This window comes from Streptomyces sp. HPF1205, assembly GCF_020400825.1.
Taxonomy (GTDB): domain Bacteria; phylum Actinomycetota; class Actinomycetes; order Streptomycetales; family Streptomycetaceae; genus Actinacidiphila.
In genome coordinates this window covers 209667-235416 of record NZ_JAINVH010000005.1, presented here as the reverse complement: position 1 = coordinate 235416, position 25750 = coordinate 209667, and the positions used below count along the sequence as shown (strand labels likewise).

Genomic DNA, 25750 nt, shown 5'->3' with positions numbered 1-25750 from the left:
ACGACCCCAACCGCGTCTGCGTCTGCGCCTGCGGCGAGGGCAGCTCCCGCGGTGACCGCGGCGGTCAGGCGGCAGGGCCGGGCGCCGCGGTGGGGCGGTTGGGGCGCCGTGGCCGCGGGCTGCCGCCCGCCGCTGCGGCAGCCCTCCACTCGCGAGAAGCCCCACCCCGGGAGACCCCCGCGAGAAGCCCCACCCCGCGGCATCCGTTCAGCTCAGCGCGGGCACCTCCAGGGTGAGGGTGCACGCCTCCGCGTCCAGCACCGCCGGCACTCCCAGGGGAACCGTCAAGGTGGAGGGGCAGTGGCCGAAGCCGAACTCCTCCACGACGGGGACACCGAGCGGACCGAGCCGGTCGAGCATCAGGGAGCGGACCTCCTCCGCCGGACCGCACCGCTCCCAGGAGCCGAGGACGACAGCGCTCACGGCGCCGAGCCAGGAGGAGCGCAGGAGCTGGGTGAGGTAGCGGTCGAGGCGGTAGGGATCCTCGCCCACGTCCTCCAGGATCAGGACGCCGCCGTCGGCGGACGGCCGGGCATGCGCGGTCCCCAGGTCGGTGGCCAGCAGGCTGAGGCACCCGCCGAGGGTCACGCCGCCGGCGCGCCCGGGCACAAGGGTGCGGGCTGTGGGTGAGGTGAGAACCCGGGTCTCGCCGGGGGCGAACAGGGTACGGCGCAGGTGGTCCTGGGTCGGCTGGTCCTTGAGGAACGTCTCGGCGGCGGCCATCGGCCCGTGCAGGGTGGCGACACCGAGCCGGGTGGCGAAGGCCTCGTGCAGCACGGTGATGTCGCTGTATCCGACGAACACCTTGGGCGCGGCCTCGGCCATCGCCGCCCAGTCGAGCAGGTCCACCATGCGCTGCGTCCCGTAACCGCCGCGGGCGCAGATCACGGCGGCGAGCGACGGGTCGCACCAGGCGGCCTGGAGGTCGGCCGCCCGGTCCCGGTCGGCGCCGGCCAGGTATCCGGACGGGTGGGCGTCCAGGACGTGCGGCGCCACCACCGGTTCGAGGTCCCAGCCGCGCAGGATGTCCAGCCCGAGTTCCAGCCGCTCGCGGGGTACGGGTCCGCTGGGCGCGACGACGCCCACCCGGTCACCGGGGACGAGCCGGCGCGGCCGCCTGAGCGCGGGTACCGGAGCCGCGCCCCCGGCCGCGGCCTTCAAGGGCGCGCTCATGTGGTCAGCTCCAGTTCAGGGACGCCGGGCGCCTCGAATCCGAAGACCCGCGCGTAGAGGGCGAATTCGGCCTCGATGGACGTCACCATGGTGTCGAGGCGGCGGAAGCCGTGGCCCTCGCCCTCGAAAGTGAGGTAGGCGTGCGGGATGCCGCGCCCGGCGACGGCCGCCAGGAACCGCTCGCACTGCACGGGCGGGCAGATGACGTCGTCCAGGCCCTGCAGGAGCAGGAAGGGCACGCGGATCCGGTCCGCGTGGGTGACCGGCGAGCGGTCGCGGTACCGCTCCGGCACCCGCGCCAGCGGGCCGATCAGCGACTCCAGGTACCGCGATTCGAAGTCGTGGGTCTCGCCTCCCTGCGGTGACCAGCCGGTGAGGTCGAGGATCGGGTACATCACGGTGCCGCAGGCGTACGTCCCGCTGGTGGCGAGGGCGGCCGCGCTGGTCCAGCCGCCCGCGCTGCCGCCGCGCACGGCCAGCCGCCGCGGGTCGGCGGCGCCTTCGGCGACCAGGCCGGCGGCGACGGCCGCGCAGTCCTCGACGTCGACGACGCCCCACTGCTCGCGCAGCCGGTCGCGGTAGGCGCGGCCGTATCCCGTGGAGCCGCCGTAGTTGACCTCGACGACCCCGATGCCGCGCGAGGTGAAGTACGCGATCTCCAGGTCGAGCACCATGGCGGCGTGGCCGGTGGGGCCGCCGTGGGCCCACACCGCGTAGGGCGCGGGGCCGTCGCCGGTGGCGTGCGGGCTGCGCGGCGGGTAGACGTTCGCGTGGACCTCGCGCCCACCCGGCCCGGTGAAGGTCCGGTGGACGGCCTCGGGGAGGTAGGCGGGGTCCACCGTGTCGTGGTGGGCGCCGCCGACGACCCGGGTGCGGCCGGTGGCCGCGTCCAGCTCCACGATCTCGTACGCCGTGCGGGCGCTCGCCGCGATGCCGACGACGCGGCTGCCGGTGACCGCCAGCGCGGGTGCCCATTCGGTCCAGGGGCCGGCCGCGTCGGTGACCTCGCCGGTGGCCGGGTCGAGCAGGCCGAGCCGGTGGGCGCCGACGCCGTGCAGCACCGCGACCGGACCGTGGTCGAGGGGCGCGAACCAGCGGTGGCCCAGCTTCCACAGCGCGCTGCCGAACTCCTCCTCGCGCGGGCAGAGGTTGACGGCCTCACCGGTCGCCGTGTCCACCCGGTGAACGTTCCACCAGCCGGTGCGGTCGGTGGCGGCCAGCAGGGTGCCGTCGGCGGCCCAGTCGGCCTGGGCGACGGACTCCGAGGGCCCGCCGATCAGGGTGCGGGCCGAGGTGAAGACGCCGGCGGTGTCCACGTCGGCGATCCGCAGCTCGGTGCCGTCCCACGGCATCCTCGGGTGGTCCCAGGCCAGCCAGGCGGCCTGCCGGCCGTCCGGGGAGAGCCGCGGACCGGTGACGAACCGGTGGGTGGCGGCGGTCAGTTCGCGCACCGCGGTGCGGTCGTCGGCCGCGGAACCGTCGAGCGGCACGGCGGCGGGCACCCGGCGGACGTCGGTCGGCCGGTCGCCGGTGAACTCCTCCAGCACCCCCCACACTTCGCCGCGCTCGGGACGCAGGGTCAGGTCGGCCCAGCGCAGGCCGCCGCCCACCGGGGAGACCGGTGTCAGCGGGCGCGGGGCGACCGCGGGCTCGTCCGGCCGGAAGGCGTAGAGGCGCTGGTCGGGGAAGTGGACGAAGACGATCAGCGGCGTCCCGTCGACCACCGCGCCGGCCCAGGGCGTGCCCCCGTACTCGATGACGCGGCTGCGGACGTTCCACGGCGCGGGCAGCGGGCACTCCTCGGCGCCGTCGGGCCTGCGGCGGATCAGGGCGCGGCGGCCGGCCTCGGCGGGGCGGGGGGCGGTCCACCACACCTCCTCGCCGACCACGCCCACGTACTCCGGGTTGCCGTCGTGCGCGGCCGCGGTCGCCGCGTCGATCGGCGACGGCCATTCACCGTACGGGAGGACCGCGGGGGCTTCGGGGGCGGTCACGCGGTCGCCTCCTCGCCGTGCGCGAGTGCGTCCCCGGCGGTCCCCAAGGGCGCGGACCGGTCGCTCGCGGCCCCGCCGCGCAGGAACCTGTCCAGCACCCGCACCCCGAAGTGCAGCGCGTCCACCGGCACCCGCTCGTCCACGCCGTGGAAGAGCGCCTGGTAGTCGAAGCCAGGGGGCAGCCGCAGCGGCGAGAAACCGTAGCCGGTGATGCCCAGCCGGGAGAACTGCTTGGCGTCGGTGCCGCCCGACATGCAGAACGGCAGCACGTGCCCCTGCGGGTCGAAGTGCAGCAGGGCCTCGCGCATGGCGGCGAACGTCGGCGAGTCCACGGGGGCCTGGAGCGGCACCTCGCGGTGGTGGTACTCCCAGGTGACGTGGGGGCCGGTGAGCCGGTCCATGGTGGCGGTGAACTCCTCCTGGCCGCCGGGCACGACCCGCCCGTCGACATGGGCGGTGGCCGAGCCCGGGATCACGTTCACCTTGTAGCCGGCCTGGAGCATGGTGGGGTTGGCGCTGTTGCGCACGGTGGGGCGCACCAGGGGGGCGGCGGCGCCGAGCCGGTCCAGGAGGCCGTCGACCGCGTCCGGGTCGTCGAGGTCGGCCTCGACGCCATAGAGCGCGGCCAGTTCCGTCAGGGCGGCCCGCACGGTGCCGGTCAGGCGGACCGGCCAGCGGTGCTCGCCGATGCGGGCGACGGCGGCGGCGAGGTGGCTGACCGCGTTGTCGTGGTTGACCTTCGAGCCGTGGCCCGCCCTGCCGCGCGCGGTGAGCTTGATCCAGGCCGTGCCGCGCTCGCCCGCCGCCACCGGGTACAGCCGCATCCCGTCGGCGTGCAGGGTGTAGGCGCCGGACTCGCTGATGCCCTCGGTGCAGCCCTCGAAGAGGCCGGCGTGCTGGGCGGCGAGGAACCCGGCGCCGTAGGCGGCGGAGTCCTCCTCGTCGGCGGTGAAGGCGAGCACGATGTCGCGGGCGGGGCGCTGCCCGGAGCGGGCCCAGGCACGGACGGTGGCGAGGACCATCGCGTCCATGTTCTTCATGTCGATGGCGCCGCGTCCCCAGACCACGCCGTCCCTGACCTCGCCGGAGAAAGGCGCCACGGTCCAGTCGGCGGCCTCGGCAGGCACCACGTCCAGGTGACCGTGGACGAGCAGCGCGCCGGCGCCGGGGTCGGCGCCCGGGATGCGGGCCACGACGTTGGCCCGGTGCGGGGCGGACTCCAGGACGACCGGTTCGATCCCGGCGTCGGAGAGCCGCTCGGCGACGTACTCGGCGGCGGGCCGCTCGTTGCCGTCGCCGCCGCCGCGGTTGGTGGTGTCGAACCGGATCAGGTCGGAGGTGAAGCGGACCACTTCGTCCAGGGCCAGGTCGTCCACGACGGGCGACGGCCCGGGGAGGCCCGCCGCGCCGCCTGTCCGCCCGGGCCCGGCCGGCACTCGCGCGGCCGGGGAGACGGTTCGCTCAGCCATACTGTTCCTCCACCGCTTGCGACACGAGCGTGGTGACGGCCTTGAAGGCCCTGATCGCCTCGTACATCGTCGGCAGGGTGTAGGCCACCCGCCGCTCCCCGGTGCGCTCCACGCCGGGCACCACTGTGGCCGCGCCCACCAGGTGCACGGCGTCGAACTCCAGCTCCACGGTGAACGGGCCCGCCTGCACCGGCTCGTGGCGTACCGCCAGCGCGGCGGCCTCCTTGGCGACGGCCCTGATGTCGGCGGCGGTGCGCGCGGGCGGGCGGCACACCGCGGCGTACCGCGAGACGTAGTCCTTGACGGCGACGGTACGGGCACGTGGCGCGTAGCCACCGGCGTCGGCGGCGGTGCGGTCGTCACCGGTGACCAGGACGACGGGGACGCCGTACTCGGCGACCACCAGCGCGTTCAGCCTGCCTTCACTGGCCCGTTCGCCGTTGACCCATACTCCGGTGACGGAGTTGGCGAGGTAGGTGTGGGCGAGCACGCCCTCGGTGCCGGCGCCGGTGTGGTAGCCGACGAAGGCGATGCCGTCGACGTCGCCGTGCTGGACGCCCTCGACCATGGACAGCGCCTTGTGGCGGCCGGTGAGCATCTGGGCGCGTTCGTCCAGTTTCTCCAGCAGCAGGTTGCGCATGGACCAGTGCGCCTCGTTGATGAGCACCTCGTCGACGCCGCCGTCGAAGAAGCCGGCGACGGCGGCGTTGACGTCCGAGGTGAACATGTGGCGGCAGCGCTGCCACTGCTCGCTGCCCGGCAGCACGTCGGCCGGCCAGGTCACACCTGTCGCGCCCTCCATGTCCGCGGAGATGAGGATCTTCATGCCGAGCACGTTACGCGGGGGCGGGAGCCTCCTGCCAGGGTCGGCTCCCGCCCTGTGGAAAACTTCTGTGGTCTAGACCTCTTGGGCGCGATTCGGACGGCCCGCGACCAGCCATTTCGACGGCAGCTCTATCGGCTTGCCGTCAGGCGCGAACTCGGTCGTGGCGAGCGGAAGTTCCCCCCGGGCCAGCACGCTCAGCCCGGCGTCGGCGAAATAGCGGGGCAGCGCGTCGTCCGCCACGTCGGCCGGGGTTATGCCCAGGGCGAAAACCGGCCTGAGCTTCACCGGAGGTCCCGCGGGTGCCTGGGCCAGGCCGCTCAGCACCCCCTTGGCGGCTTCGGCCAGTTCGAAGACGAACGCCCGCCCGCGGGCGCCGACCAGTGTGGCGATGCCCTCGGCCATGCGGACCCGGTCCTGCGGCCGGCACTGGTGCAGGACCCCGCGCATGTAGACGTTGACGTCGCCGGTCTCCTCGTGGAGCGCGGCCACGGCGGCCGGATCCGTCGCATCGAGCTGCCGGTACGTGGCCGCGCCCGCCACGTCGTCGCGGGCGGCCCGCTCGACCGCCGCCCGGGTCAGGTCCACGCCTATCGCCCGCTTGTAGTGCCGGGCCAGGAAGCGGGTCTGCGTGCCGTTGCCGCACCCCAGGTCGACGACCGGCAGCGCCGGGTCGAAATGCGGCCCGAAGTACCGCAGGTGCAGACCCGCCGACCGGGACGCGTCGGCGTCCCAGAACACCCCCTCCGCCTCGTCCGGCGCCTGCCGCCAGAAGGTCTCCCACGCCCGTTCGTACGTGCCCGTGTCGGTCACGCGTACTCACTCCCCAGGTAGGTACCCGGCAGGTGGTGCCTGACGGGTGGACGCCCGACGGATGGCCCCGGCGGGTGGACGCCCCCGCGCGCACCGGTCACCGGCCGCGGCGGGGGAGCTTCTGTTCGCACCGGACGCAGACCCACCCGGCGGGCGCGCGCGTGCCGGACGGCGTTGGTGTGCCGGACCTGTCCGGCGTCGTCGACGACGACCACCGCGAGCGGGAGCCGGCCGGAAATCCCTGGCGCGAGACGGCGATCCATGGTTCGTTGGGCTCCTTCCCCTGGCTCTTTCGGGAGCGGACCGGGACGGCGCGCGGCCCCGCGGACCAAGATCTGCGGCGCCGCAACCACGGTACGGCTGTGTGAGGGCACCAGGGGAGGCAATACGCAAAACAGGGCGCACGCCCGCGCAGAGGCAACCAATCCAGCCGTGCTAGCGTCCAAACCCTCTGTTCGAGCCCTGCGCCAAGGCACCCTTGGGGAAGGGTTCGCTCCCGCCGGACGGGACCCGGCGGGACGTATGCCACCCGCGACGGAAGAGGCCATGTGACCACGGTGCAGCCCGCACGGATCGCCGCTCCCGGCGGACGGCCGAGCGCGCTTCTGCGGCGCTTCGACCCCCGCCGTCCGATCATCGTGGCCACGGTCGCGGCGGCGGTCCTGCACCTGCTGTGGGCGCTGTTCCTGGCCAAGGACTCCGGCGACATGGCCGCCCAGTACGCGTGGACCGACTTCATAAGGGCCCACCCCTCGGCCACCTACAACCTGTCGTGGTACGGCGGGCTGCACCCGGCCTCGTACAGCATCCTGTCGCCCTACATCATGGCCGTGCTGGGGGTGCGCACCACGGCGGTGATAGCGGGGACGCTGTCCGCCACCGTGGCCGCGACGCTCTTGATGCGGGCCAGGGTGCAGCGGCCGCTGATCCCGGTCATGTGGACCACGTTCGCTCTTTGGTGTGATGTTGTCTCCGGGCGGGTCACGTTCGCGCTGGGCATGCTCTTCGCCCTGATGGCCGCGGTGCTGCTGTTCCCGCCCGAAAAGGCGGTACGGGCCCGGACGCACCGGCTGGCCTCGGCGACCGCGCTGACCGCCCTGGCCACGATGTGCAGCCCGGTGGCGGGTCTGTTCATGCTGGTGGTGGCCGCCGCGATGTTCCTGACCGGGCGGCGCAAGGAGTCCTACCCGCTGTTCGCGACGCCGCCGCTCGTGGTGGGCGCGACCTCGCTGCTCTTCCCCTTCTACGGGGTGCAGCCCTTCGCCTGGTACTTCGCCATCATCCCGTTCGCGATCGCCGTCGTGGGCGGCCTCGTGATGCCCAAGCGGTGGCGCTCCCTGCGGGCCGGCGCCTGGGTGTACGGCGTCGGTGTCGCGCTGACCTGGATCATCCCGTCACCCATCGGGAGCAACGTCGAGCGGCTGGCGCTGCTGTTCGGCGGGACCGTGCTGCTGATCGTCGCGCGGGACAGCACCTGGGCGGGCCGACGCGGAATGGCGCTGTGGCTGGCGTTCACCGGAGTGGCCGTATGGCAGATCACCAAACCGATCGTGGACCAGGTCAACACCACGGCGGTGTCGGCGACGATCAAGCACTCGGGCCCGCTGATCAGCGAACTGCGCCACGTGAGGGCGGACCGCGGCCGGGTGGAGGTCGTCCCGCTGCGCTCGCACTGGGAGGCGTCGGGCCTGTCGCCCTACGTCAACCTGGCGCGCGGCTGGAACCGTCAGGCCGACGTGGAGCGCAATCCCCTCTTCTACGACGGCACGCTCACCCCCGGCGCCTACCGTGACTGGCTGCGCCGCTGGAGCGTGAACTACGTCGTGCTGCCCTCCGACCAGCCGGACGGCGCCGCGGTGCGCGAGGCGAAGATCGTGGCGGCCGGGCAGCCGTGGCTCCAGCCGGTGTGGCGGGACGCCAACTGGCAGCTCTTCCGGGTGACGGGCGCCGACCCGATGGCCGACCCGCCGGCCGTGGTGAACGAGGCCGGGCCGGCGGAGCTGACGGTGACGATGCCGGTGGCCGGCTCCACGCTGGTGCGCATCCCCTGGTCGCCCGTGCTCGGCATCGAGGGCGCCTCGGACAACAAGCACGGCTGCCTCACCCAGGACGGCGACTGGACCCGGCTGTACGCGCCCACGCCGGGCAAGTACCGGATAGGCGGGACCTTCGGCCAGATCCGCGGCACGCAATGCAGCAAGAAGGACGTGCCCGCCGGCGGGAACTGACCCCGGCGGGAGCCGGCCGGCGGGAACCGACCCGCCGCAAGTACCCGCCGGAGAACCGACCGCCGGAACCACCTGCCGGAGAACCGACCGCCGGAACCGGCCCTTTCGCCGTACGGGCCGCGGGCCCGGACGGGCGGCGCCGACCGCCCGTCCGGGCCCGCGTCAGTCCTGGTGGCCCAGTTGCAGGTCGCGCTCGGTCCTGCCGCCGCCCGCGACCTGGAGGACCGTGGCCACCGGCGGATAGCCGGCGGCGATCACGGTGTACTCGCCCGCGGCCAGGTCCACGAAGCGGAAGTGGCCGTCGGAGCCGGTGGTGACGGAGTCCACCACGTTGCCGGCCGCGTCCAGGAGCGTGACGCGCGCGTCCTCGACCAGGCGGCCGCCGGGCGCCCGCACCGTGCCGCGCAGCACCGCGCCGCCGGCCAGCTCCACGTCCTGCCGGGTCTCGCGGGACGCCTGCACCGACACCGGCAGCGCGGTCGGCCGGAAGGCGGGAGCGCTGGCCGCCAGGGTGTACTCCCCCGCCACGAGGTCGGTCAGCGCGTAGCCGCCCTCCCTGCCGCTGCGCGAGGCGGCCACCACGTCGCCGCGCACGTCGGTGAGGGTGACCACCGCGTCCCGTACCGGCGTGCCGTCGGCGGTGTGCACGGTCCCGGCCAGCCGTCCCGCGCCGCCGAGCACCACGTCGAGCTCCACGGGGCGGTCGGCGACCGTGACGCTCACGGCCTGCGGCTGGTGGCCGCAGGCGGCGGCGATCAGGACGTACGAGCCGCTGCCCGGGGTGCTGAGCGCGTAGCGGCCGTCCTCGGCGGTGGCACCGCGGCCGATCTGCTGTCCGCCGCCGTCGATGAGGGTGAGCGCGGCGCGGCCCACCGAGCTGCCGTCGGAGTGCCGGACGGTGCCGCACACCGGAACCCCGCCGCCATGCGCTCTGCGCGCCCCCGGCACGGGGCTGTCCGGCGCCCCGGCGAATCCGGCGTGGTACCCGTCGGAATCGGACGTGGGCACGGGCGCGGCGGGGGAAGCGGAGTGGGGTGCGGCGAGAGGGGTGGAGTACGGGTCGGGGTGCGGGCCGGCGCCGGAGGCGTCGTACGCCGTCGGACTCGACGCCGGGGCGGCGGCTGCGTGCTGGGTCACCAGGGGTTTCTCCTTGAGCAGGAAGGCGAACAGGAAGCCGAGCACGAGCACCGGCACCAGGTAGAGGAAGATCCGGGGCATGGCCTCGGCGTACGCGCGGATGTAGCCGTCGCGGACGGGCGCGGGAAGTGTGCGCACGAGCTGCGGGGTGACGGACTGGGCGTCGGGCAGCCGCGCCCCGTGCGGGAGTTCGACGGCCAGGCGCTTGGCCAGCCGGTCGGCGAAGAGCGTGCCGAAGACGGCCGCGCCGACGGAACCCCCGATCTGCCGGAAGTAGTTGTTGGCGCTGGTGGCCGCACCCATGTCGCCGGGCCGCACGGAATTCTGCACGGCGAGCACCAGGACCGGCAGCGCGAGGCCGAGACCGAGTCCGAGGACGCCCATCCAGACGCTGTACTGCGCGCGCGGGGTGTCCGTGCTCAGGTGTGACAGCAGCCACATGCCCAGGGCGGACAGGGCGGCGCCCAGGACGGGGAAGGCCTTGTACCGGCCGGTGCGGCTGATGAGCTGCCCGCAGACGGTGGAGGCGACGACGACACCGAGCATCATGGGCAGCATCAGCAGGCCGGAGCCGGTGGCGCTGGCGCCGTCGACCATCTGCAGGAACGTCGGCAGGTAACTGGCCGCGCCGAAGAGGGCGACGCCGACGACGGCGCCGACCACGGCGGTGACGGCGAAGACGCCGTCGCGGAACAGCCGCAGCGGGATGATCGGTTCGGCGGCGAAGCGCTCCACGAGGACGAAGAGCAGCGCGCACAGCACGGCGCCGCCGCCCAGGCCCAGGATCTCCCGGGACCGCCAGGCATACGTGGAGCCGCCCCAGGTGGTGAGCAGGACGATACAGGTGGAGCCGGCGGCCAGCAGCAAGGCGCCGAGCACGTCGAGGCGGGGGCGGGCGGGCGGTATGGGCAGCTTCAGGACGAGGGCGGTCACGGTCAGGGTCAGCATGCCGATGGGCACGTTGACCAGGAAGCACCAGCGCCAGGAGGCGTGGTCGGTGAAGAAGCCGCCGAGGAGCGGCCCGGCCACCGAGGCCAGGCCGAAGGAGGCGCCGATCAGGCCCATGTAGCGGCCGCGGCGGCGGGCCGGGACGATGTCGGCGATGATCGCCTGCACGCCGATCATCAGACCGCCGCCGCCGATGCCCTGGAGGGCGCGGAAGGCGATCAGCTCGTTCATGGTGCGCGACCAGGCGGCGAGCGCGGATCCGGCGACGAAGGTCAGGATCGCGAACTGGAAGACGCTTTTGCGGCCCAGCAGGTCGCCGAGCTTGCCGTACAGGGGCAGGCCGATGGTGGAGGCCAGCAGGTAGGCGGTGACGACCCACGACATCCGGTCCAGGCCGTGGAGGTCACCGACGATCCTGGGCAGGGCGGTGGCCACGATCATCTGGTCCAGGGCGGCGAGCAGCAGGGCCAGCATCAGGCCCGTGAAGACCAGCCGGGTCCGGCGCGGGCTGAGCACGACCGCGGGACCGGGACCGCCCTCGTCCCCCTCGTGCGGCACCGGCCCGCCCGGGACGCCGTCGGCGGGGGCGTGGGCGGGGTCGTACGAGGGGTCGTACGCCGTACCGGGGGCGCCGGAGGACCCGGGAGCGGGGGCGCCCGCGGGATCCGGCCCGGGACCGCCCGGAAGGCCGGCCGGCGGATCCGCGGGGCCCGCGTCCCCCGTGGATCCGCCGGCCGCCGCCGTCTCGCCGGTCACCGCGGTCGTACGCTCGATCAGCGTCCCGCCACTCACTGCCGCTCCCCTCGTCACGCCTGCCTCACCACGTTCCCGCTGACGCGACAACGAGGGGCAGGCGTGCCGATTCCCAGGAAAGCCGGAAATCCACCCTTATCGGTGAACAGGCGGGAAACCACCCGGGCGACAAAGGCGTTGGCGGCCGCGCCGGTCAGGCGCCGGGCGTCTCCACCTCCGCCGCCAGCCGGGCCAGCACCGCGTCGAAGATCCGGTTCAGCCCCTTGGGCGCGAAGGTGCGCTCGAAGAAGCCGCCCACGCCGCTCGCGCCCTGCCAGGTGGTCGTGGCCACGACCTTGCTGCGGCCCTCGCCGGCCGGGGTGACGGTCCAGGTGGTGACGAGCGAGGAGTTGCGGTCGGTCTCCACCAGCTGGCCAGGGGTGGGCGCGGTGACGTCGAAGAGGCAGTCGCGCACGCGCTTGCTGGTGGCCTGCAGCCGCCAGTGCACGACCGTGCCGGCCCCCTTGCCGCCCTCCCTGACCTCGTACTCGCTGAACTGCTCGGGCAGTACGCGGCCGCGCGTGCCCTCGTAGTCGGCGAGGGCGTCGTAGACCCGCTCCGGTGCCGCCGCGACGGTCCGCTCGGTCGTGGCCTCGACCAGCGCCATGTCTTCTCCTCGGTTCCGTGTCCGTACGTGTTCCTCACGTGACGCCCAAGCCAACCACAACCGCTTTTCGAATCTGTGTTCTATTGTGGAGGGAGGACGACCGAAGGAGGGCACTGTGCGCTGGGACCGGCTGAGCCGCGACGACGCCGCGGGGGCTCTCTTCGGGACGGACGCCGTCACGACCAGGACCTTCGACACCCCGGGGTTCCGCGGCATCACCTTCCACGAGGTGCGGGCGCGCTCCATCCTCAACCGGGTGCCGGGCGCGTCCAGGATGCCGTTCGAGTGGACCGTCAACCCGTACCGCGGCTGCACCCACGCCTGCGTGTACTGCTTCGCCCGCCGCACCCACAGCTACCTCGACCTGGACACCGGGCACGACTTCGACACCCAGGTCGTGGTCAAGGTCAACGCCCCCGAGCTGCTGCGCCGCGAACTGGCCTCGCCGCGATGGCGCGGCGAGCACGTGGCCATGGGCACCAACGTGGACTGCTACCAGCGCGCCGAGGGCCGCTACCAGTTGATGCCCGGCATCATCGGCGCGCTGCGCGACCGGGCGAACCCCTTCTCCATCCTCACCAAGGGCTCGCTGATCCTGCGCGACCTTGAACTGGTGCGGCAGGCCGCACGCGTCACCGATGTGTCCATCGCGCTGTCCGTCGGCTTCCTCGACGGCGAGCTGTGGCGCAGCGTGGAGCCGGGCACGCCTTCCCCCGAGACGCGGCTGGCGGTCTGCCGCACCCTGCGCGACAACGGGATATCCCCCACCGTCCTCATGGCCCCCGTCCTGCCCTTCCTCAGCGACACCCCTGAGCAGTTGCGGGCCACCGTGCGCGCCATCGCGGCGGCCGGCGCGACCTCGATCACCCCGCTGGTCCTGCATCTGCGCCCCGGCGCCCGCGAGTGGTACATGTCCTGGCTCGCCCGCACCCACCCGCACCTGGTGCGGCGCTACGAGGCCCTGTACGCGGGCGGCGCCTATGCGCCCAAGTGGTACCAGCGCCGGGTCACCCGCCAGGTGCACGAATTCGCCGCCGAGTTCGGCTGCGGCCCCACCGCCCGTCCCGCAGCGCCGCACCGGGGCCGCACCCTTGGCGGCGAGGAGCCCGGGGTACGAGGTCGGCGAGGGGAGCCCGCGGGCCCGGGTGAGCCCGAGCAGCCGGACGGCCGGCCAGGCGACCGGAGCCCGCAGCCCACCCAGCTCACCTTCCCGTGACCCGCGGCGAGGGTGCGGACATCCCGATCGGACACCCGGGGCGCCATCCGTGGCGCCACCGCCACCTTCATGGCCGCAAGCGCCGCCAGTGCCGCTGGCGCCGCTCATCTGAAAAGGCAGGAAATCACATGCGCGCAGGACTGGCGCGGAAGTTACCCGCCGGTTAATGTCGGAGAAGGCGCAGGACGTGTCGGTGACGCGGCCGTCCAGCGACCCGTGCGCGCGGTCGAAGACTCGTGCGCACCGCACCACCACGTCGGTTCGGCACATCGCGGCGCGGCCCCGGGACAGGGCCCGCCAGGCATTCCGCGCGGGCGCGCGGCGCACACCCCCGTACGCGCCGTCGCCAACGGCCCGCGGCTTCGCCTCTCCCCGCTCGCGCGCGTCCACCGTCGCGCCCGCGGATCTCCTCAGCCACTGGTCAGCCACTGGAGTCACGCGATGAACCGTCCGACCACGTCCTCGTCACCCTCCCCCACCACTGCCGCGCACGACGCCCGTACCGCGGCCGATGCGGCCACCGCCCAAGCGGCCGCCACCCAGGCAACGGCAGCGAACGCGACCGCAGCCAACGCGCGCGCCGGTTCCGCGACCGCCGCCTCCACGACCGCCGAGTCCACGGCGGCAGCCCCCGCTCCCGCGCACGCCGCCCCTGCCGCCACCCACCTGCCCGTCGTCGCCGTCGTGGGACTGGGCACCATGGGCGCGGGCATCGCCGAGGTCCTGGCCCGGGCCGGGCACGAGGTGATCGGCATCGACCTCAGCGACGCCGCCGCCCGCCGCGCGGCCGCTGCGCTGGAGTCCTCCACCGCCCGGGCCGTCGAGCGCGGCCGGATCTCGCCGGCCGAGCGCTCCGACGCGCTCGCCCGCTTCCGCACCTTTCCCGAACTGCAGGCGGCCGCCGAGGCCGACCTCGTCATCGAGGTGGTGGACGAGCGCTGGGAGGCCAAGCGCGAGGTGTTCACCGCGCTCGACCGGATCGTCAAGCCGGAGGCGGTCCTGGCCACCGGCACCAACGCCCTGTCGGTGACCCGGCTGGCCGCCGAAACCGCCCGCCCGGACCGGGTGCTGGGCCTGCACTTCTTCGCCCCCGCCCAGGCGATGAGGCTGGTCGAGGTGGTCTCGACCGTGCTGACGTCCCCGCGGGCCACCGAGGCCGTCACCGCGCTGGTGCGCAGCCTCGGCAAGGAACCGGTCGCGGTCGGCGACCGGCCCGGCTTCATCGCCGACGGGCTGCTGTTCGGCTACCTCAACCAGGCGGCGGCGATGTACGAGGCCAGGTACGCCACCCGCGAGGACATCGACGCGGCCATGCGGCTGGGCTGCGGCCTGCCGATGGGCCCCCTCGCGCTGCTGGACCTGATCGGCGTCGACACCGCCGCCACCGTCCTGGAGGCGATGTACGAGGCCACCAGGGACCGGCTGCACGCCCCGGCGCCGGTGCTCAAGCAGTTGACCGCCGCGGGGCTGCTGGGCCGCAAGTCCGGCCGCGGCTTCTACACCTACCAGGCGCCGGGCAGCGCGGTCGTGGTGCCCGACGCCGAGACGCCGGCGGACGGGCCGGAGCGGGCTGCCGGGCGCACCGTCCGTACCGTCGGGGTGGTCGGATCCGGCACCATGGCGACGGGCATCGCGGAGGTGTTCGCCACGTCCGGTTTCGAGGTGGTACTGGCCGCCCGCACGCAGGACAAGGCCGAGGTGGCGGTGGCCCGGCTGGCGAAGTCGCTGGACAGGTCGGTGGCCAAGGGCCGGCTGCCGCGGGAGCGGCGGGACGAGGCGGTGGCCCGGGTGCGGCCGGCCGCCGCCTATGACGCGCTCGGCGAGGCGGACCTGGTGGTGGAGGCCGTCGCCGAGGACCTGTTCGTCAAGCAGCAGCTCTTCCGGGTGCTGGACAAGGTGTGCAAGCCGGGCGCGGTGCTGGCCACCACCACGTCCTCGCTGCCCGTGGTGGCGACAGCGCGGGCGACCGGGCGCCCGCAGGACGTGATCGGCATGCACTTCTTCAACCCGGCGCCCGCGATGAAGCTGGTGGAGGTGGTGCGTACGGTGCTGACCGCCGACGACGTGCACGCCACCGCGCACGAGGTGTGCGGCGCGATCCGCAAGCACGCGGTGGACTGCGGCGACCGGGCGGGCTTCATCGTCAACGCGCTGCTGTTCCCGTACCTGAACAACGCGGTGAAGATGGTCCAGGACCACTACGCCGACGTGGAGGCGATCGACGCCGCCATGAAGCTCGGCGGCGGCTACCCGATGGGGCCGTTCGAGCTGCTGGACGTGGTGGGCCTGGACGTGTCGCTGGCCATCGAGCGGGTGCTGCACGAGGAGTTCCGCGACCCGGGCCTGGCGCCCGCGCCGCTGCTCGAGCACCTGGTGTCGGCGGGGTGCCTGGGGCGCAAGACCGGCCGCGGCTTCCGCGAGTATGCCCGGCGCTGACCGGGAGGGTCGCGCGCGCGCCGCCCGCCCGGCGAGCTGGGGCGGTTTTCCGCCGGCCGCCGGGCGCGGGCGCCGGGCGTGTTACGTTCCCCACATGTCCCAGTCCGTGAAGTCCGATGTCCCCGAAACCGCGAACGGCAGGCGCGCCGCCGCCCAGCGCCAGAGGGTACGGCAGGACCTCGCCTCGGCCGCCATGCACCTGTTCGCCACCCAGGGTTACGAGGCGACGACCGTCGACGAGATCGCGGCGACCGCGGGGGTCGCCCGCAGGACGTTCTTCCGTCACTTCCGTTCCAAGGAAGAGGCGATCTTCCCGGACCACGACGACACGCTGGTACGGGTGCAGGCCGTCCTGGACTCCGCCGATCCGCACGAGCACCCGCTGGACACGGTGTGCCGCGGCATCACCGAGGTGCTGCGGATGTACGCGTACATGCCCGAGGTGTCGGTGGAGCGGTACCGGCTGACCCGCGAGGTGCCCACCCTGCGGGAGCGCGAGATCGCCTCGGTGGCCCGTTACGAGCGGCTTTTCACCCGCTACCTGCTGGGCCACTTCGACGAGGGCGCGCATCGCGACGGCGACGACGACCCGCTGCTGGCCGAGGTCGCCGCCTCCGCGGTGGTGGCCGCCCACAACCACGTACTGCGCCGATGGCTGCGGGCCGGCGGCAAAGGCGACGTGGAGGCGCAGCTCGACCATGCCTTCGAGGTCATCAAGGCCACCTTCGGCACCGGCATAGGAGCCGGCCGCATACCGTCCCGGGCGGGGACCGCGGCGGCGGTCTCGCGCCAGGGCGAGGTGGTCGTCGCCGTGGCGCGCACCGACGCCTCCCCCGCGCAGATCCTGGCCACCATCGAGGAGGCCCTGCGCAAGAGCTGAGGAGGCTCCGCGCAAGGAGCCGGCCCCAGGATCCCTTCACCCGCTGACTACCCGCTGAACCGAACGGCGGCCACCCGGACCGGTCCGGGTGGCCGCCGTTCGTGTGACGCGCGTCCCCCTGTTGCTCATCTGTGGCCTCGGGGTGACACTTGAGAGAAATTGTTGGCACGCAGTGTCTTTACGACTGGCACGCGGTGCCATAACGTATCCGTAGTCCGGGCGGGCGGCGTGCGGTGATCCCACGTACGCCGTCTGTCCCCAAGGCCCGGACCCCGCCTGCGTCACCAGGCTCGGCCGCAGCACCCCGCGGCTCCTTCGGGGCCCCGCAAGGGCCCCCCCCGTACCACCGTCACCCTTCGCCGGACCGACGACGGCCCACCCACCCGACCCTCGCGTTCCCGCCGCGCCAGCGCAGTACGAACGCTTCGCCGGAGGCGAGTCACATGACGAGTCACACGAAGGAAATCCTGGACGCGATCCTGGAGCCGGACACCTCGGCCGCCGACTTCGCGGGCCTGAAGCTGCCCGAGTCGTACCGCGCGGTGACCGTGCACAAGGACGAGGCCGAGATGTTCGCCGGGCAGCCCACCCGCGACAAGGACCCGCGCAAGTCGCTGCACGTGGAGGAGGTGCCGCTGCCCGAACTCGGCCCCGGTGAGGCCCTGGTGGCCGTGATGGCCAGCTCGGTCAACTACAACTCGGTGTGGACCTCCATCTTCGAGCCGGTGTCCACCTTCGCCTTCCTGGAGCGCTACGGGCGGCTGTCGCCGCTGGCCCGGCGGCACGACCTGCCGTACCACGTCATCGGCTCCGACCTGGCGGGCGTGGTGCTGCGCACCGGGCCCGGCGTCAACAAGTGGCGTCCGGGCGACCGGGTGGTCGCCCACTGCCTGAGCGTGGAGCTGGAGTCCGCGGACGGCCACAACGACACCATGCTCGACCCGGAGCAGCGGATCTGGGGCTTCGAGACCAACTTCGGCGGGCTGGCCGAGATGGCGCTGGTCAAGTCCAACCAGCTCATGCCCAAGCCGGCGCACCTGTCCTGGGAGGAGGCCGCGGCCCCCGGTCTGGTCAACTCCACCGCCTACCGCCAGCTCGTCTCCCGCAACGGCGCCGGCATGAAGCAGGGCGACAACGTGCTGATCTGGGGCGCGAGCGGCGGTCTTGGCAGCTACGCCACGCAGTTCGCGCTGGCCGGCGGCGCCAACCCGGTCTGCGTGGTCTCCAGCCCGCGCAAGGCCGAGATCTGCCGCGCGATGGGCGCGGAGGCGGTGATCGACCGCACCGCCGAGGACTACCGGTTCTGGAAGGACGAGAACACCCAGGACCCGCGCGAATGGAAGCGGTTCGGCGCGCGCATCCGCGAGCTGACCGGCGGCGAGGACGTCGACATCGTCTTCGAGCACCCCGGCCGCGAGACCTTCGGCGCCTCGGTCTACGTCACCCGCAAGGGCGGCACCGTCGTCACCTGCGCCTCCACGTCGGGCTACCGGCACGAGTACGACAACCGGTACCTGTGGATGAGCCTGAAGCGGATCATCGGCTCGCACTTCGCCAACTACCGCGAGGCGTGGGAGGCCAACCGGCTGATCGCCAAGGGGAAGATCCACCCCACCCTCTCGCGCACGTACCCGCTGGAGGAGACCGGCCAGGCCGCGTACGACGTGCACCGCAACCTCCACCAGGGCAAGGTCGGCGTGCTCGCGCTGGCGCCCGAGGAGGGCATGGGCGTGACCGACCCCGAGACGCGGGCCAGGCACCTGCCGGCCATCAACCGCTTCAGGGGCGCGTGATGACCGCGGGCCACGCCTCGCGCGTCGCCAAGGACCGGCCGTGGCTGATGCGGACGTACGCGGGGCACTCCACGGCGCAGGCGTCCAACGAGCTGTACCGGCGCAATCTCGCCAAGGGCCAGACGGGCCTGTCGGTGGCGTTCGACCTGCCGACGCAGACCGGCTACGACCCCGACCACGTCTTGGCCCGCGGCGAGGTCGGCCGGGTCGGGGTGCCGGTCGCCCACCTCGGCGACATGCGGCGGCTGCTGGAGGGCATCCCGCTGGAGCGGATGAACACCTCGATGACCATCAACGCCACCGCCATGTGGCTGCTGGCGCTCTACCAGGTGGTCGCCGAGGAGCAGGGCGCCGACCTCACGCGCCTGCAGGGGACGACGCAGAACGACATCGTCAAGGAGTACCTCTCCCGCGGCACGCACGTCTTCCCGCCCGGCCCTTCGCTGCGGCTGACCACGGACCTGATCACGTACGCCGTCCACCACCTGCCGAAGTGGAACCCGATCAACATCTGCAGCTACCACCTGCAGGAGGCCGGGGCCACGCCGGTGCAGGAGATCGCGTACGCGATGTCCACCGCGATCGCCGTGCTGGACGCGGTGTTCGCGTCGGGGCAGGTGGCGCCGGAGCGCCGGGGCGAGGTCGTCGGGCGGATCTCCTTCTTCGTCAACGCCGGGGTGCGGTTCGTCGAGGAGATGTGCAAGATGCGCGCCTTCGGCCGGATCTGGGACACGCTCACCCGGGAGCGCTACGGCATCGAGGACCCCAGGCACCGGCGGTTCCGGTACGGGGTGCAGGTCAACTCGCTCGGCCTGACCGAGGCGCAGCCGGAGAACAACGTCCAGCGGATCGTGCTGGAGATGCTGGCCGTCACCCTCTCCAGGGACGCCCGGGCCCGGGCGGTGCAACTGCCCGCCTGGAACGAGGCGCTGGGCCTGCCCAGGCCGTGGGACCAGCAGTGGAGCCTGCGCATCCAGCAGGTGCTCGCGGACGAGAGCGACCTGCTGGAGTACGACGACCTGTTCACCGGCAGCCGCGTCGTGGAGGCCAAGACGGCCGAACTGGTCGAGCTGGCCACCGCGGAGATCGACAACATCCAGCGGATGGGCGGCGCCATGGCGGCCGTGGAGTCGGGCTACCTGAAGGCGCAGCTGGTGTCCTCGCACGCCGAGCGGCGGGCCAGGATCGAGTCCGGCGAGGAGAAGATCGTCGGGGTCAACGTCCACGAGGCGACCGAGCCCAACCCGCTCACCGCCGACCTGGACACCGCGATCATGACGGTGGACCCGGCGAACGAAGCCGGGGTGGTGGCGGCGCTCGACGAGTGGCGGGCCCGCCGCGAGGAGCGGCGGGCGAAGGAGTCGCTGGTGGCGCTGCGCGCGGCCGCCTCGGGCGGCGACAACCTGATGGCGGCCACCTTGGAGTGCGCCCGCGCGGGCGTGACCACCGGCGAGTGGGCCGGCGCGCTGCGCGAGGTCTTCGGCGAGTACCGGGCTCCGACAGGGGTGAGCGGCGCGCCGGTCGCGGTGACCGCCGAGGAGGGCGGCCCGCTCGCCGAGGTCCGCCGCAAGGTCGCGGCCACCGCGGCCGAGCTGGGCGACGCCAGACTGCGGCTGCTGGTCGGCAAACCGGGCCTGGACGGGCACTCCAACGGCGCCGAGCAGATAGCCGTACGGGCCAGGGACGCCGGGTTCGAGGTCGTCTACCAGGGCATCCGGCTGACCCCCGAGCAGATCGTGTCCGCGGCGGTCGCCGAGGACGTGCACTGCGTGGGCCTGTCCATCCTGTCCGGCTCGCACGCCGCCCTGGTGCCCGATGTGCTGGAGCGGATGCGCCGGGCCGGGGTGGACGACGTGCCGGTGGTGGTCGGCGGGATCATCCCGGCCGCGGACGCCAAGGAGTTGCGCGCCGCTGGCGTGGCGGCGGTGTTCACCCCCAGGGACTTCGGTATCACCGAGATCATCGGCCGGATCGTGGATGAGATCCGCCGCGCCAACAAGCTGGAGGTATGACTGTGCAGTTCGGCCGCACCTATGAGGAGTTCGAGGTCGGTGCGATCTACAAGCACTGGCCCGGCAAGACGGTCACGGAGTACGACGACCATCTCTTCTGCCTCCTCACCATGAACCACCACCCGCTCCACCTGGACGCCAACTACGCCGGGCGGACCACCGACTTCGGCCGGAACGTGGTGGTGGGCAACTACGTCTACTCGCTGCTGCTCGGCATGTCGGTGCCCGACGTGTCGGGCAAGGCGATCGCCAACCTGGAGATCGAGTCGCTGCGCCACGTGGCACCCACCTTCCACGGCGACACGATCTACGGCGAGACCACCGTGCTGGACAAATGGCCGTCGAAGTCCAAGGACGACCGCGGCATCGTCCACGTCGAGACGCGCGGCTACAAGCAGGACGGCACCGTGGTGTGCGTCTTCCGCCGCAAGGTGATGGTCCCCACGGCCACGTACATCAAGGAGCGCGGGGGCGAGCAGCCCGGGCGCCCGGAAGCGGGAGAGTGAACATGAGCCGTCTTGCGCAGACCGAGGGGCTGACCGACGTCCAGCAGGAGATCCTGGCCACCGTTCGCGCCTTTGTCGACAAGGAGATCCTGCCGGTCGCAACCGAGCTGGAGCACCGCGACGAGTACCCCTCGCAGATCGTCGACGGACTGAAGGACCTGGGCATCTTCGGGCTGATGATCCCGGAGGAGTACGGGGGGCTGGGCGAGTCGCTGCTGACGTACGCCCTGACCGTCGAGGAGATCGCCCGCGGCTGGATGAGCGTCTCGGGCATCATCAACACGCACTTCATCGTCGCCTACATGATCAAGCAGCACGGCACCCAGGAGCAGAAGGACTACTTCCTGCCCAGGATGGCGGCCGGCGACGTGCGCGGCGCCTTCTCGATGTCGGAGCCGGGCCTGGGCTCGGACGTGTCGGCGATCCGCACCAAGGCGGTGCGCGAGGGCGACGCCTATGTGCTCAACGGCCAGAAGATGTGGCTGACCAACGGCGGCTCGGCCAATCTCGTCGCGGTGCTGTGCCGCAGCGACGAGGGGCAGCCGCAGGACGCGCCGGCCCACAGGTCGATGACGACCTTCCTGATCGAGAAGGAGCCCGGTTTCGGGCCGAACCCGAAGGTGACCGGGCTCACCGTGCCCGGGAAGATCGAGAAGATGGGCTACAAGGGCGTCGACACCACCGAGCTGATCCTGGAGGACGTGCGCGTACCGGCCGACCGGGTACTGGGCGGCAGCGGCGGGCGCGGCTTCTACCAGATGATGGACGGCGTCGAGGTCGGCCGGGTCAACGTGGCCGCCCGCGGCTGCGGGGTCGCCCGGCGCGCCTTCGAGCTCGGCGTCGCCTACGCCCAGCAGCGGCAGACCTTCGGCAAGCCGATCGCCCAGCACCAGGCGATCCAGTTCAAACTTGCCGAAATGGGTACGAAAGTCGAGGCAGCGCACCAGATGATGGTCAGCGCCGCCCGCAAGAAGGACTCCGGGCAGCGCAACGACCTGGAGGCGGGCATGGCCAAGTACCTCGCCGCCGAGTACTGCAAGGAGGTCGTCGAGGACGCCTTCCGCATCCACGGCGGCTACGGCTTCTCCAAGGAGTACGAGATCGAGCGCCTGTACCGGGAGGCACCGATGCTCCTGATCGGCGAGGGAACCGCGGAGATCCAGAAAATGATCATCGGCCGCCGCTTGCTGGAGGAGTACAAAATCCAGAGCTGAATGTCGGTATTCGCACCTATTGCACCGCCCGAAAAGGAGGCGAAGGTCACATTGGGTGAGCGCGGAGGCCACGGGAACCGGCCATGGACTCGCCTGCGAGCTTGCCCAGTTGCCGGTGTCAGCCGATACCATCGACCAAAGCCGCCGTCCCCTGAAACGTTTCGCGGCACCCTCCGCTACGAAGGTCTCCCATGCCCCACAGCCATTCCTCTGCGCCACGCGGCCGGGTCCGTCTGGCGCGCGGCGCGTCGCCGTGGCTCGTCCCCACCCTGGCCACAGCGGCGGTCAGCCTCACCCGTGCCAGGCGATCCGGTCGCTGGACGGCCGTGGCCGTCCCCGCCTCCGTACTCGCGGCGGGGATGCTGTGGTTCTTCCGCGACCCCGAGCGGGAGATCGCCAAGGGCCGGGTGGTGAGCCCGGCCGACGGAGTCGTGCAGAGCATCATGCCCTGGAAGGACGGGCGCACGCGGGTGGCGATCTTCATGAGCCCGCTGAACGTCCACGTCAACCGCGCTCCGCTGGCGGGCACGGTCACCTCCGTCGAGCACGTCCGCGGCGGGTACGTACCGGCGTTCAACAAGGAGAGCGAGAACAACGAGCGGGTGATCTGGCACTTCGACACCGACCTCGGTGACGTCGAGGTGGTCCAGATCGCCGGCGCCGTCGCCCGCCGGATCGTTCCCTACGTGCCGCGCGGCTGCAAGGTCGAGCAGGGCGAGCGGATCGGCCTGATCCGGTTCGGCTCGCGTGTCGACGTCTACCTGCCCGAGGGCGTCGAGCCCGCGGTCGAGGTCGGCCAGACCACCATGGCTGGGGTGACACGCCTTGACCGTGACTGACCCGGAAAGGCAGTCGGCGCGGTCGTCCTCGGACCCGTCCTCCTGGGTGACCGAACTGGAGGACGAAGTCGCCGACCTCCCGCTGTCCACCCGGCTGTCCATCGCCGACGCGCTGACCCTCGGCAACGCGATCTGCGGTTTCATGGCCGTGTACTTCACCACCACCGGCGTGCTGGTCCCCTACCTGATGGGCACCGACACCGGCGCGATGTCCAAGCACAGCGCGGCCAACGCGGTCACGCTGATGCTGATGGCCTCGGTCTTCGACCTCTTCGACGGGCTCGTGGCGCGCAAGCTGCGCAGCTCCGCCATGGGCGCGGAACTGGACAACCTGTCCGACCTGATCAGCTTCGGACTGGCACCGGCCTACTTCGTGATCGTCTGGGGCATCGTCTCGGGCGACGGGCACGGCAAGGTCGCGGCGGCCGCCGCCGTCCTGGTGGTCCTCGCGGTCGTCCTGCGGCTGGCCAGGTTCTCCTGCACCACCTTGCGGGACGGCGTCTTCCAGGGCATGCCCAGCCCCTTCGGGGCGATGACCGTGGTCTCCGTGGTCCTGCTGGAGCTGCCCTTCGTCCCGACGATCCTGGCGATCGTGGGCATCGCCTGGCTCATGGTGAGCCGGGTCGAGTACCCCAAGCCGCGCGGCCGGCTGGCCCTGGTCACCTTCTGCTGGACCCTGGTCAGCATGGGCTGCATCGCCGCCTGGACCTTCGACATCCCCGGTGGCCACCAGCTCCTGCAGGCCGGCTGCGCCCTCCAGTGCTCGGCCGCCGCGTGCATCCCCGGCTTCGCGACGACCCGCCGCGTGCACGACTTCCGCGCCAGCCGCCGCGAGGCCCGGGCCGCCGCCCGCTGACTCCGGAAGGCCCGCGGGGCCCGCTGAACGCCATGCGCCCGTGGGGGTGCGGGACACCTTCCCGCACCCCCACGGGCGCGTCGCGGCTCAGATGGCCGGCAGCAGGAAGTCCCGCGCGAGCGTCTGGGCGAGCTTCTCCAGGAGCGGGCCGGCCTCGGCGATGCAGCGTTCGATGTCCGGTTCGATCTCGGACAGGGCGTAGGCGCGGCGGATGCCGGCGGAGCCGAGGGTGGCCGGCTGGAGCGCGAGGCGGCCGCAGACCGCGACGACGTCCAGGCCGCGGGCGCGGGCGGCCTGGGCCACCCCGACGGGGGCCTTGCCGTGCAGGGTCTGCTCGTCCAGCGAGCCCTCGCCGGTGATCACCAGGTCGGCCCGGGTGAGCGCCTGCGCGAAGCCCAGCGCCTCCAGCATGACCTCGATGCCCGGCCGGAACGAGGCGCCGAGCCCGACGAGCGCGCCGTAGCCGATCCCGCCCGCGGCCCCGGCGCCCGGCGCGTCCGCGGCCAGGACGGCGCCGCCGCCCAGGGCCGCGCCCAGGACCTCCACGTAGCGCCCGAAGGCCGCGTCGAGGGCGGCCACGTCCTGGGGGGTGGCGCCCTTCTGCGGCCCGTACACCGCCGCCGCACCCTTCGGGCCGCGCAGCGGGTTGTCCACGTCGCCCGCCAGGACGATCTCGGTGCCGGCCAGCCGCGGGTCCAGGTCTTCGAAGTCGGCGGCGGCCAGACCCGCCAGCGGTCCGCCGCCCGGTGCGACGGGCACGCCGTCGGCGTCCAGCAGCCGCGCGCCGAGGGCGCTGAGCATGCCCGCGCCGCCGTCGTTGGTGGCACTGCCCCCGACCCCGAGGACGATCGTGCGGGCCCCGGCGTCGAGCGCGGCCCGCAGCAGTTCGCCGGTGCCGTACGTGGTGGCGGTCAGCGGCGCGAACACGCCCCGCGGCAGGTGCCGCAGCCCGGACGCCTCGGCCATCTCGACCACCGCGGTGCCGCCGCGCAGCGCGTACGCCGCCTCGACGGGCTCGCCGAGCGGCCCGGTGACGCGCACCGTACGGCGCCGGAAGCCGGCGGCGACCGCCGCGTCCACCGTGCCGTCGCCGCCGTCGGCGACCGGCAGCGACTCCACCGGGAGGCCGGGCACCACCGCGCGCAGGCCGGCCGTCACGTGCGCGGCCACCTCCACAGCGGTGAGCGAACCCTTGAACTTGTCCGCCGCGATCAGCACGCGGGGCGTCGATCCCCGTCCTGTACCGGACACCTGTGTACTCCCCATCCGAAAACGAACGTCGCGCCGCCTCGGACCTTATCCCGGCGCCGCCCGCCTGCCCACTACCCGGGGGGCCGGGCCGCGGCGCGGTCGCGCGTGCCGCGCCGTGCCGCCGCGGGAGCCCGCGAGCGTGCGCGGCACCGTAGGTTGGGCGCCATGACCACCGACTTCGCCACCTATATCGCGGGTTTGCCCAGGATCCTCGCCGGAGCGAACACCCTCTTCCGTTCGCAGGACGGCCGGATTCTGCTCGTGGAGCCGAACTACCGGCAGGACGGGACGTGGACACTGCCCGGCGGGACGATCGAGTCCGACGAGGGCGAGACGCCGCGGCAGGCGGCACGCCGGGAGACGGCCGAGGAGATCGGCCTGGACATCCCGCCGGGCGCGCTGATCGCGGTGGACTGGGTGACCGGCCCCGGCCGGCCGCCGCTGGCGAGCTACCTGTACGACGGCGGCGTGCTCACCGAGGAGCAGTTCGCCGCGATCAGGCTCCAGGCGGAGGAGCTGGACTCCTGGCGCCTGGTGCCGCAGGAGGAACTCGGCGCCTACCTGACCCCGGGAGCCGCCCGCCGCGTACGGGCCGCCCTGGCCGCGCTGCCGGCCGGCACCGGCCCGGCGGAACTCGTCAACGGCCGTCCCGCGGACGCCGTCGCGGACGCTTGAGGCGGCGGGCCGCACCCGTCGGCACGTACGAGCCGGCGGGTGACGCGCCGGACGGGGTGACCACTGGCGAGGACGAGCCGGTACCGGC

The 25750-nt window shown here is 73.0% G+C and carries 19 protein-coding genes and 1 pseudogene; 12 read left to right on the top strand and 8 right to left on the bottom strand.

Going from position 1 to position 25750, the window contains the following annotated elements; genetic code table 11:
* Positions 1-207 precede the first annotated feature (207 nt).
* The 5 genes from K7G61_RS08385 to K7G61_RS08365 all read right to left on the bottom strand — a co-directional run bounded on the left by K7G61_RS08385 (position 208) and on the right by K7G61_RS08365 (position 6272).
* Positions 208-1173 carry an LD-carboxypeptidase gene (locus K7G61_RS08385; RefSeq protein ID WP_225846044.1) on the bottom strand — a complete coding sequence of 322 codons (966 nt, stop codon included), beginning with the start codon at positions 1171-1173 and terminating at the stop codon, positions 208-210.
* Complete coding sequence (locus tag K7G61_RS08380) at positions 1170-3167, bottom strand: prolyl oligopeptidase family serine peptidase (protein WP_225846043.1); 1998 nt, start codon at positions 3165-3167, stop codon at positions 1170-1172. The genes K7G61_RS08385 and K7G61_RS08380 overlap by 4 nt, the downstream gene beginning before the upstream one ends.
* Entirely contained in the window at positions 3164-4636 is a 1473-nt protein-coding gene (locus K7G61_RS08375; RefSeq protein WP_225846042.1) for a M20/M25/M40 family metallo-hydrolase, read from the bottom strand. Before K7G61_RS08375 ends, K7G61_RS08380 begins: the two co-directional genes overlap by 4 nt.
* Positions 4629-5462, bottom strand: coding sequence for a M55 family metallopeptidase (locus K7G61_RS08370; protein WP_225846041.1), 834 nt, complete (start codon positions 5460-5462; stop codon positions 4629-4631). Before K7G61_RS08370 ends, K7G61_RS08375 begins: the two co-directional genes overlap by 8 nt.
* 72 nt (positions 5463-5534) lie before the next feature.
* Entirely contained in the window at positions 5535-6272 is a 738-nt protein-coding gene (locus tag K7G61_RS08365; protein ID WP_225846040.1) for a class I SAM-dependent methyltransferase, read from the bottom strand.
* A 179-nt stretch (positions 6273-6451) separates the two neighbouring features.
* On the opposite strand from K7G61_RS08365, the gene K7G61_RS08360 reads away from it, so the two are divergent.
* Positions 6452-6640, top strand: a complete 189-nt coding sequence (locus tag K7G61_RS08360) for a hypothetical protein (protein ID WP_225846039.1) — start codon at positions 6452-6454, stop codon at positions 6638-6640.
* A 180-nt stretch (positions 6641-6820) separates the two neighbouring features.
* Positions 6821-8500: an MFS transporter gene (locus tag K7G61_RS08355; RefSeq protein ID WP_225846038.1), complete on the top strand. Its 1680-nt coding sequence runs from the start codon at positions 6821-6823 to the stop codon at positions 8498-8500.
* A gap of 162 nt (positions 8501-8662) precedes the next feature.
* On the opposite strand, the gene K7G61_RS08350 is transcribed toward K7G61_RS08355, so the two are convergent.
* Positions 8663-11059, bottom strand: coding sequence for an MFS transporter (locus K7G61_RS08350; RefSeq protein ID WP_374204091.1), 2397 nt, complete (start codon positions 11057-11059; stop codon positions 8663-8665).
* Positions 11060-11531: 472 nt separating this feature from the next.
* Positions 11532-11984, bottom strand: a complete 453-nt coding sequence (locus K7G61_RS08345) for an SRPBCC family protein (RefSeq protein ID WP_225846037.1) — start codon at positions 11982-11984, stop codon at positions 11532-11534.
* A 115-nt stretch (positions 11985-12099) separates the two neighbouring features.
* Here K7G61_RS08345 and K7G61_RS08340 point away from each other — a divergent pair, with 115 nt between their 5' ends.
* The 9 genes and pseudogenes from K7G61_RS08340 to pssA all read left to right on the top strand — a co-directional run bounded on the left by K7G61_RS08340 (position 12100) and on the right by pssA (position 23736).
* Positions 12100-13200, top strand: a complete 1101-nt coding sequence (locus K7G61_RS08340; RefSeq protein WP_225846036.1) for an Rv2578c family radical SAM protein — start codon at positions 12100-12102, stop codon at positions 13198-13200.
* A 699-nt stretch (positions 13201-13899) separates the two neighbouring features.
* Positions 13900-15636, top strand: a complete 1737-nt coding sequence (locus K7G61_RS08335) for a 3-hydroxyacyl-CoA dehydrogenase family protein (RefSeq protein ID WP_374204090.1) — start codon at positions 13900-13902, stop codon at positions 15634-15636.
* A 94-nt stretch (positions 15637-15730) separates the two neighbouring features.
* Positions 15731-16516 carry a TetR family transcriptional regulator gene (locus K7G61_RS08330; protein WP_225846034.1) on the top strand — a complete coding sequence of 262 codons (786 nt, stop codon included), beginning with the start codon at positions 15731-15733 and terminating at the stop codon, positions 16514-16516.
* Between the two features lie 443 nt (positions 16517-16959).
* A complete protein-coding gene (ccrA, locus tag K7G61_RS08325) occupies positions 16960-18309 on the top strand; it encodes a crotonyl-CoA carboxylase/reductase (RefSeq protein ID WP_225846033.1) in 1350 nt (449 codons plus the stop codon).
* Positions 18258-20321 (top strand): annotated as a pseudogene (locus K7G61_RS08320) (protein meaA); the annotation flags it as partial. The gene ccrA and the pseudogene K7G61_RS08320, both read left to right, overlap by 52 nt.
* A gap of 2 nt (positions 20322-20323) precedes the next feature.
* The gene (locus tag K7G61_RS08315; protein ID WP_225846110.1) at positions 20324-20827 is read left to right on the top strand and encodes a MaoC family dehydratase; all 504 of its coding nucleotides are present in this window, start codon (positions 20324-20326) and stop codon (positions 20825-20827) included.
* Between the two features lie 2 nt (positions 20828-20829).
* A complete protein-coding gene (locus K7G61_RS08310; protein WP_225846031.1) occupies positions 20830-22041 on the top strand; it encodes an acyl-CoA dehydrogenase family protein in 1212 nt (403 codons plus the stop codon).
* Positions 22042-22232: 191 nt separating this feature from the next.
* Positions 22233-22880 carry a phosphatidylserine decarboxylase gene (locus tag K7G61_RS08305; RefSeq protein ID WP_225846030.1) on the top strand — a complete coding sequence of 216 codons (648 nt, stop codon included), beginning with the start codon at positions 22233-22235 and terminating at the stop codon, positions 22878-22880.
* Positions 22867-23736, top strand: coding sequence for a CDP-diacylglycerol--serine O-phosphatidyltransferase (gene pssA / locus K7G61_RS08300; protein WP_374204088.1), 870 nt, complete (start codon positions 22867-22869; stop codon positions 23734-23736). The genes K7G61_RS08305 and pssA overlap by 14 nt, the downstream gene beginning before the upstream one ends.
* 87 nt (positions 23737-23823) lie before the next feature.
* Here the strand turns inward: pssA and K7G61_RS08295 are convergent, their stop codons facing one another.
* Positions 23824-25002 carry a glycerate kinase gene (locus tag K7G61_RS08295; RefSeq protein ID WP_374204087.1) on the bottom strand — a complete coding sequence of 393 codons (1179 nt, stop codon included), beginning with the start codon at positions 25000-25002 and terminating at the stop codon, positions 23824-23826.
* Positions 25003-25152: 150 nt separating this feature from the next.
* Between K7G61_RS08295 and K7G61_RS08290 the strand changes: the two genes are divergently transcribed.
* The gene (locus K7G61_RS08290) at positions 25153-25662 is read left to right on the top strand and encodes an NUDIX hydrolase (RefSeq protein ID WP_225846027.1); all 510 of its coding nucleotides are present in this window, start codon (positions 25153-25155) and stop codon (positions 25660-25662) included.
* Positions 25663-25750 lie beyond the last annotated feature (88 nt).

Bases quoted from the DNA above. Each gene is read 5' to 3' on its own strand.
- K7G61_RS08385 (WP_225846044.1), bottom strand. From the start codon at position 1,173: ATGAGCGCGCCCTTGAAGGCCGCGGCCGGGGGCGCGGCTCCGGTACCC.
- K7G61_RS08370 (WP_225846041.1), bottom strand. From the start codon at position 5,462: ATGAAGATCCTCATCTCCGCGGACATGGAGGGCGCGACAGGTGTGACC.
- K7G61_RS08295 (WP_374204087.1), bottom strand. From the start codon at position 25,002: ATGGGGAGTACACAGGTGTCCGGTACAGGACGGGGATCGACGCCCCGC.
- K7G61_RS08305 (WP_225846030.1), top strand. From the start codon at position 22,233: ATGCCCCACAGCCATTCCTCTGCGCCACGCGGCCGGGTCCGTCTGGCG.
- K7G61_RS08310 (WP_225846031.1), top strand. From the start codon at position 20,830: ATGAGCCGTCTTGCGCAGACCGAGGGGCTGACCGACGTCCAGCAGGAG.
- K7G61_RS08290 (WP_225846027.1), top strand. From the start codon at position 25,153: ATGACCACCGACTTCGCCACCTATATCGCGGGTTTGCCCAGGATCCTC.
- K7G61_RS08350 (WP_374204091.1), bottom strand. From the start codon at position 11,059: ATGCTGGCCCTGCTGCTCGCCGCCCTGGACCAGATGATCGTGGCCACC.
- K7G61_RS08345 (WP_225846037.1), bottom strand. From the start codon at position 11,984: ATGGCGCTGGTCGAGGCCACGACCGAGCGGACCGTCGCGGCGGCACCG.
- ccrA (WP_225846033.1), top strand. From the start codon at position 16,960: ATGACGAGTCACACGAAGGAAATCCTGGACGCGATCCTGGAGCCGGAC.
- K7G61_RS08335 (WP_374204090.1), top strand. From the start codon at position 13,900: ATGGGCGCGGGCATCGCCGAGGTCCTGGCCCGGGCCGGGCACGAGGTG.
- K7G61_RS08330 (WP_225846034.1), top strand. From the start codon at position 15,731: ATGTCCCAGTCCGTGAAGTCCGATGTCCCCGAAACCGCGAACGGCAGG.
- K7G61_RS08375 (WP_225846042.1), bottom strand. From the start codon at position 4,636: ATGGCTGAGCGAACCGTCTCCCCGGCCGCGCGAGTGCCGGCCGGGCCC.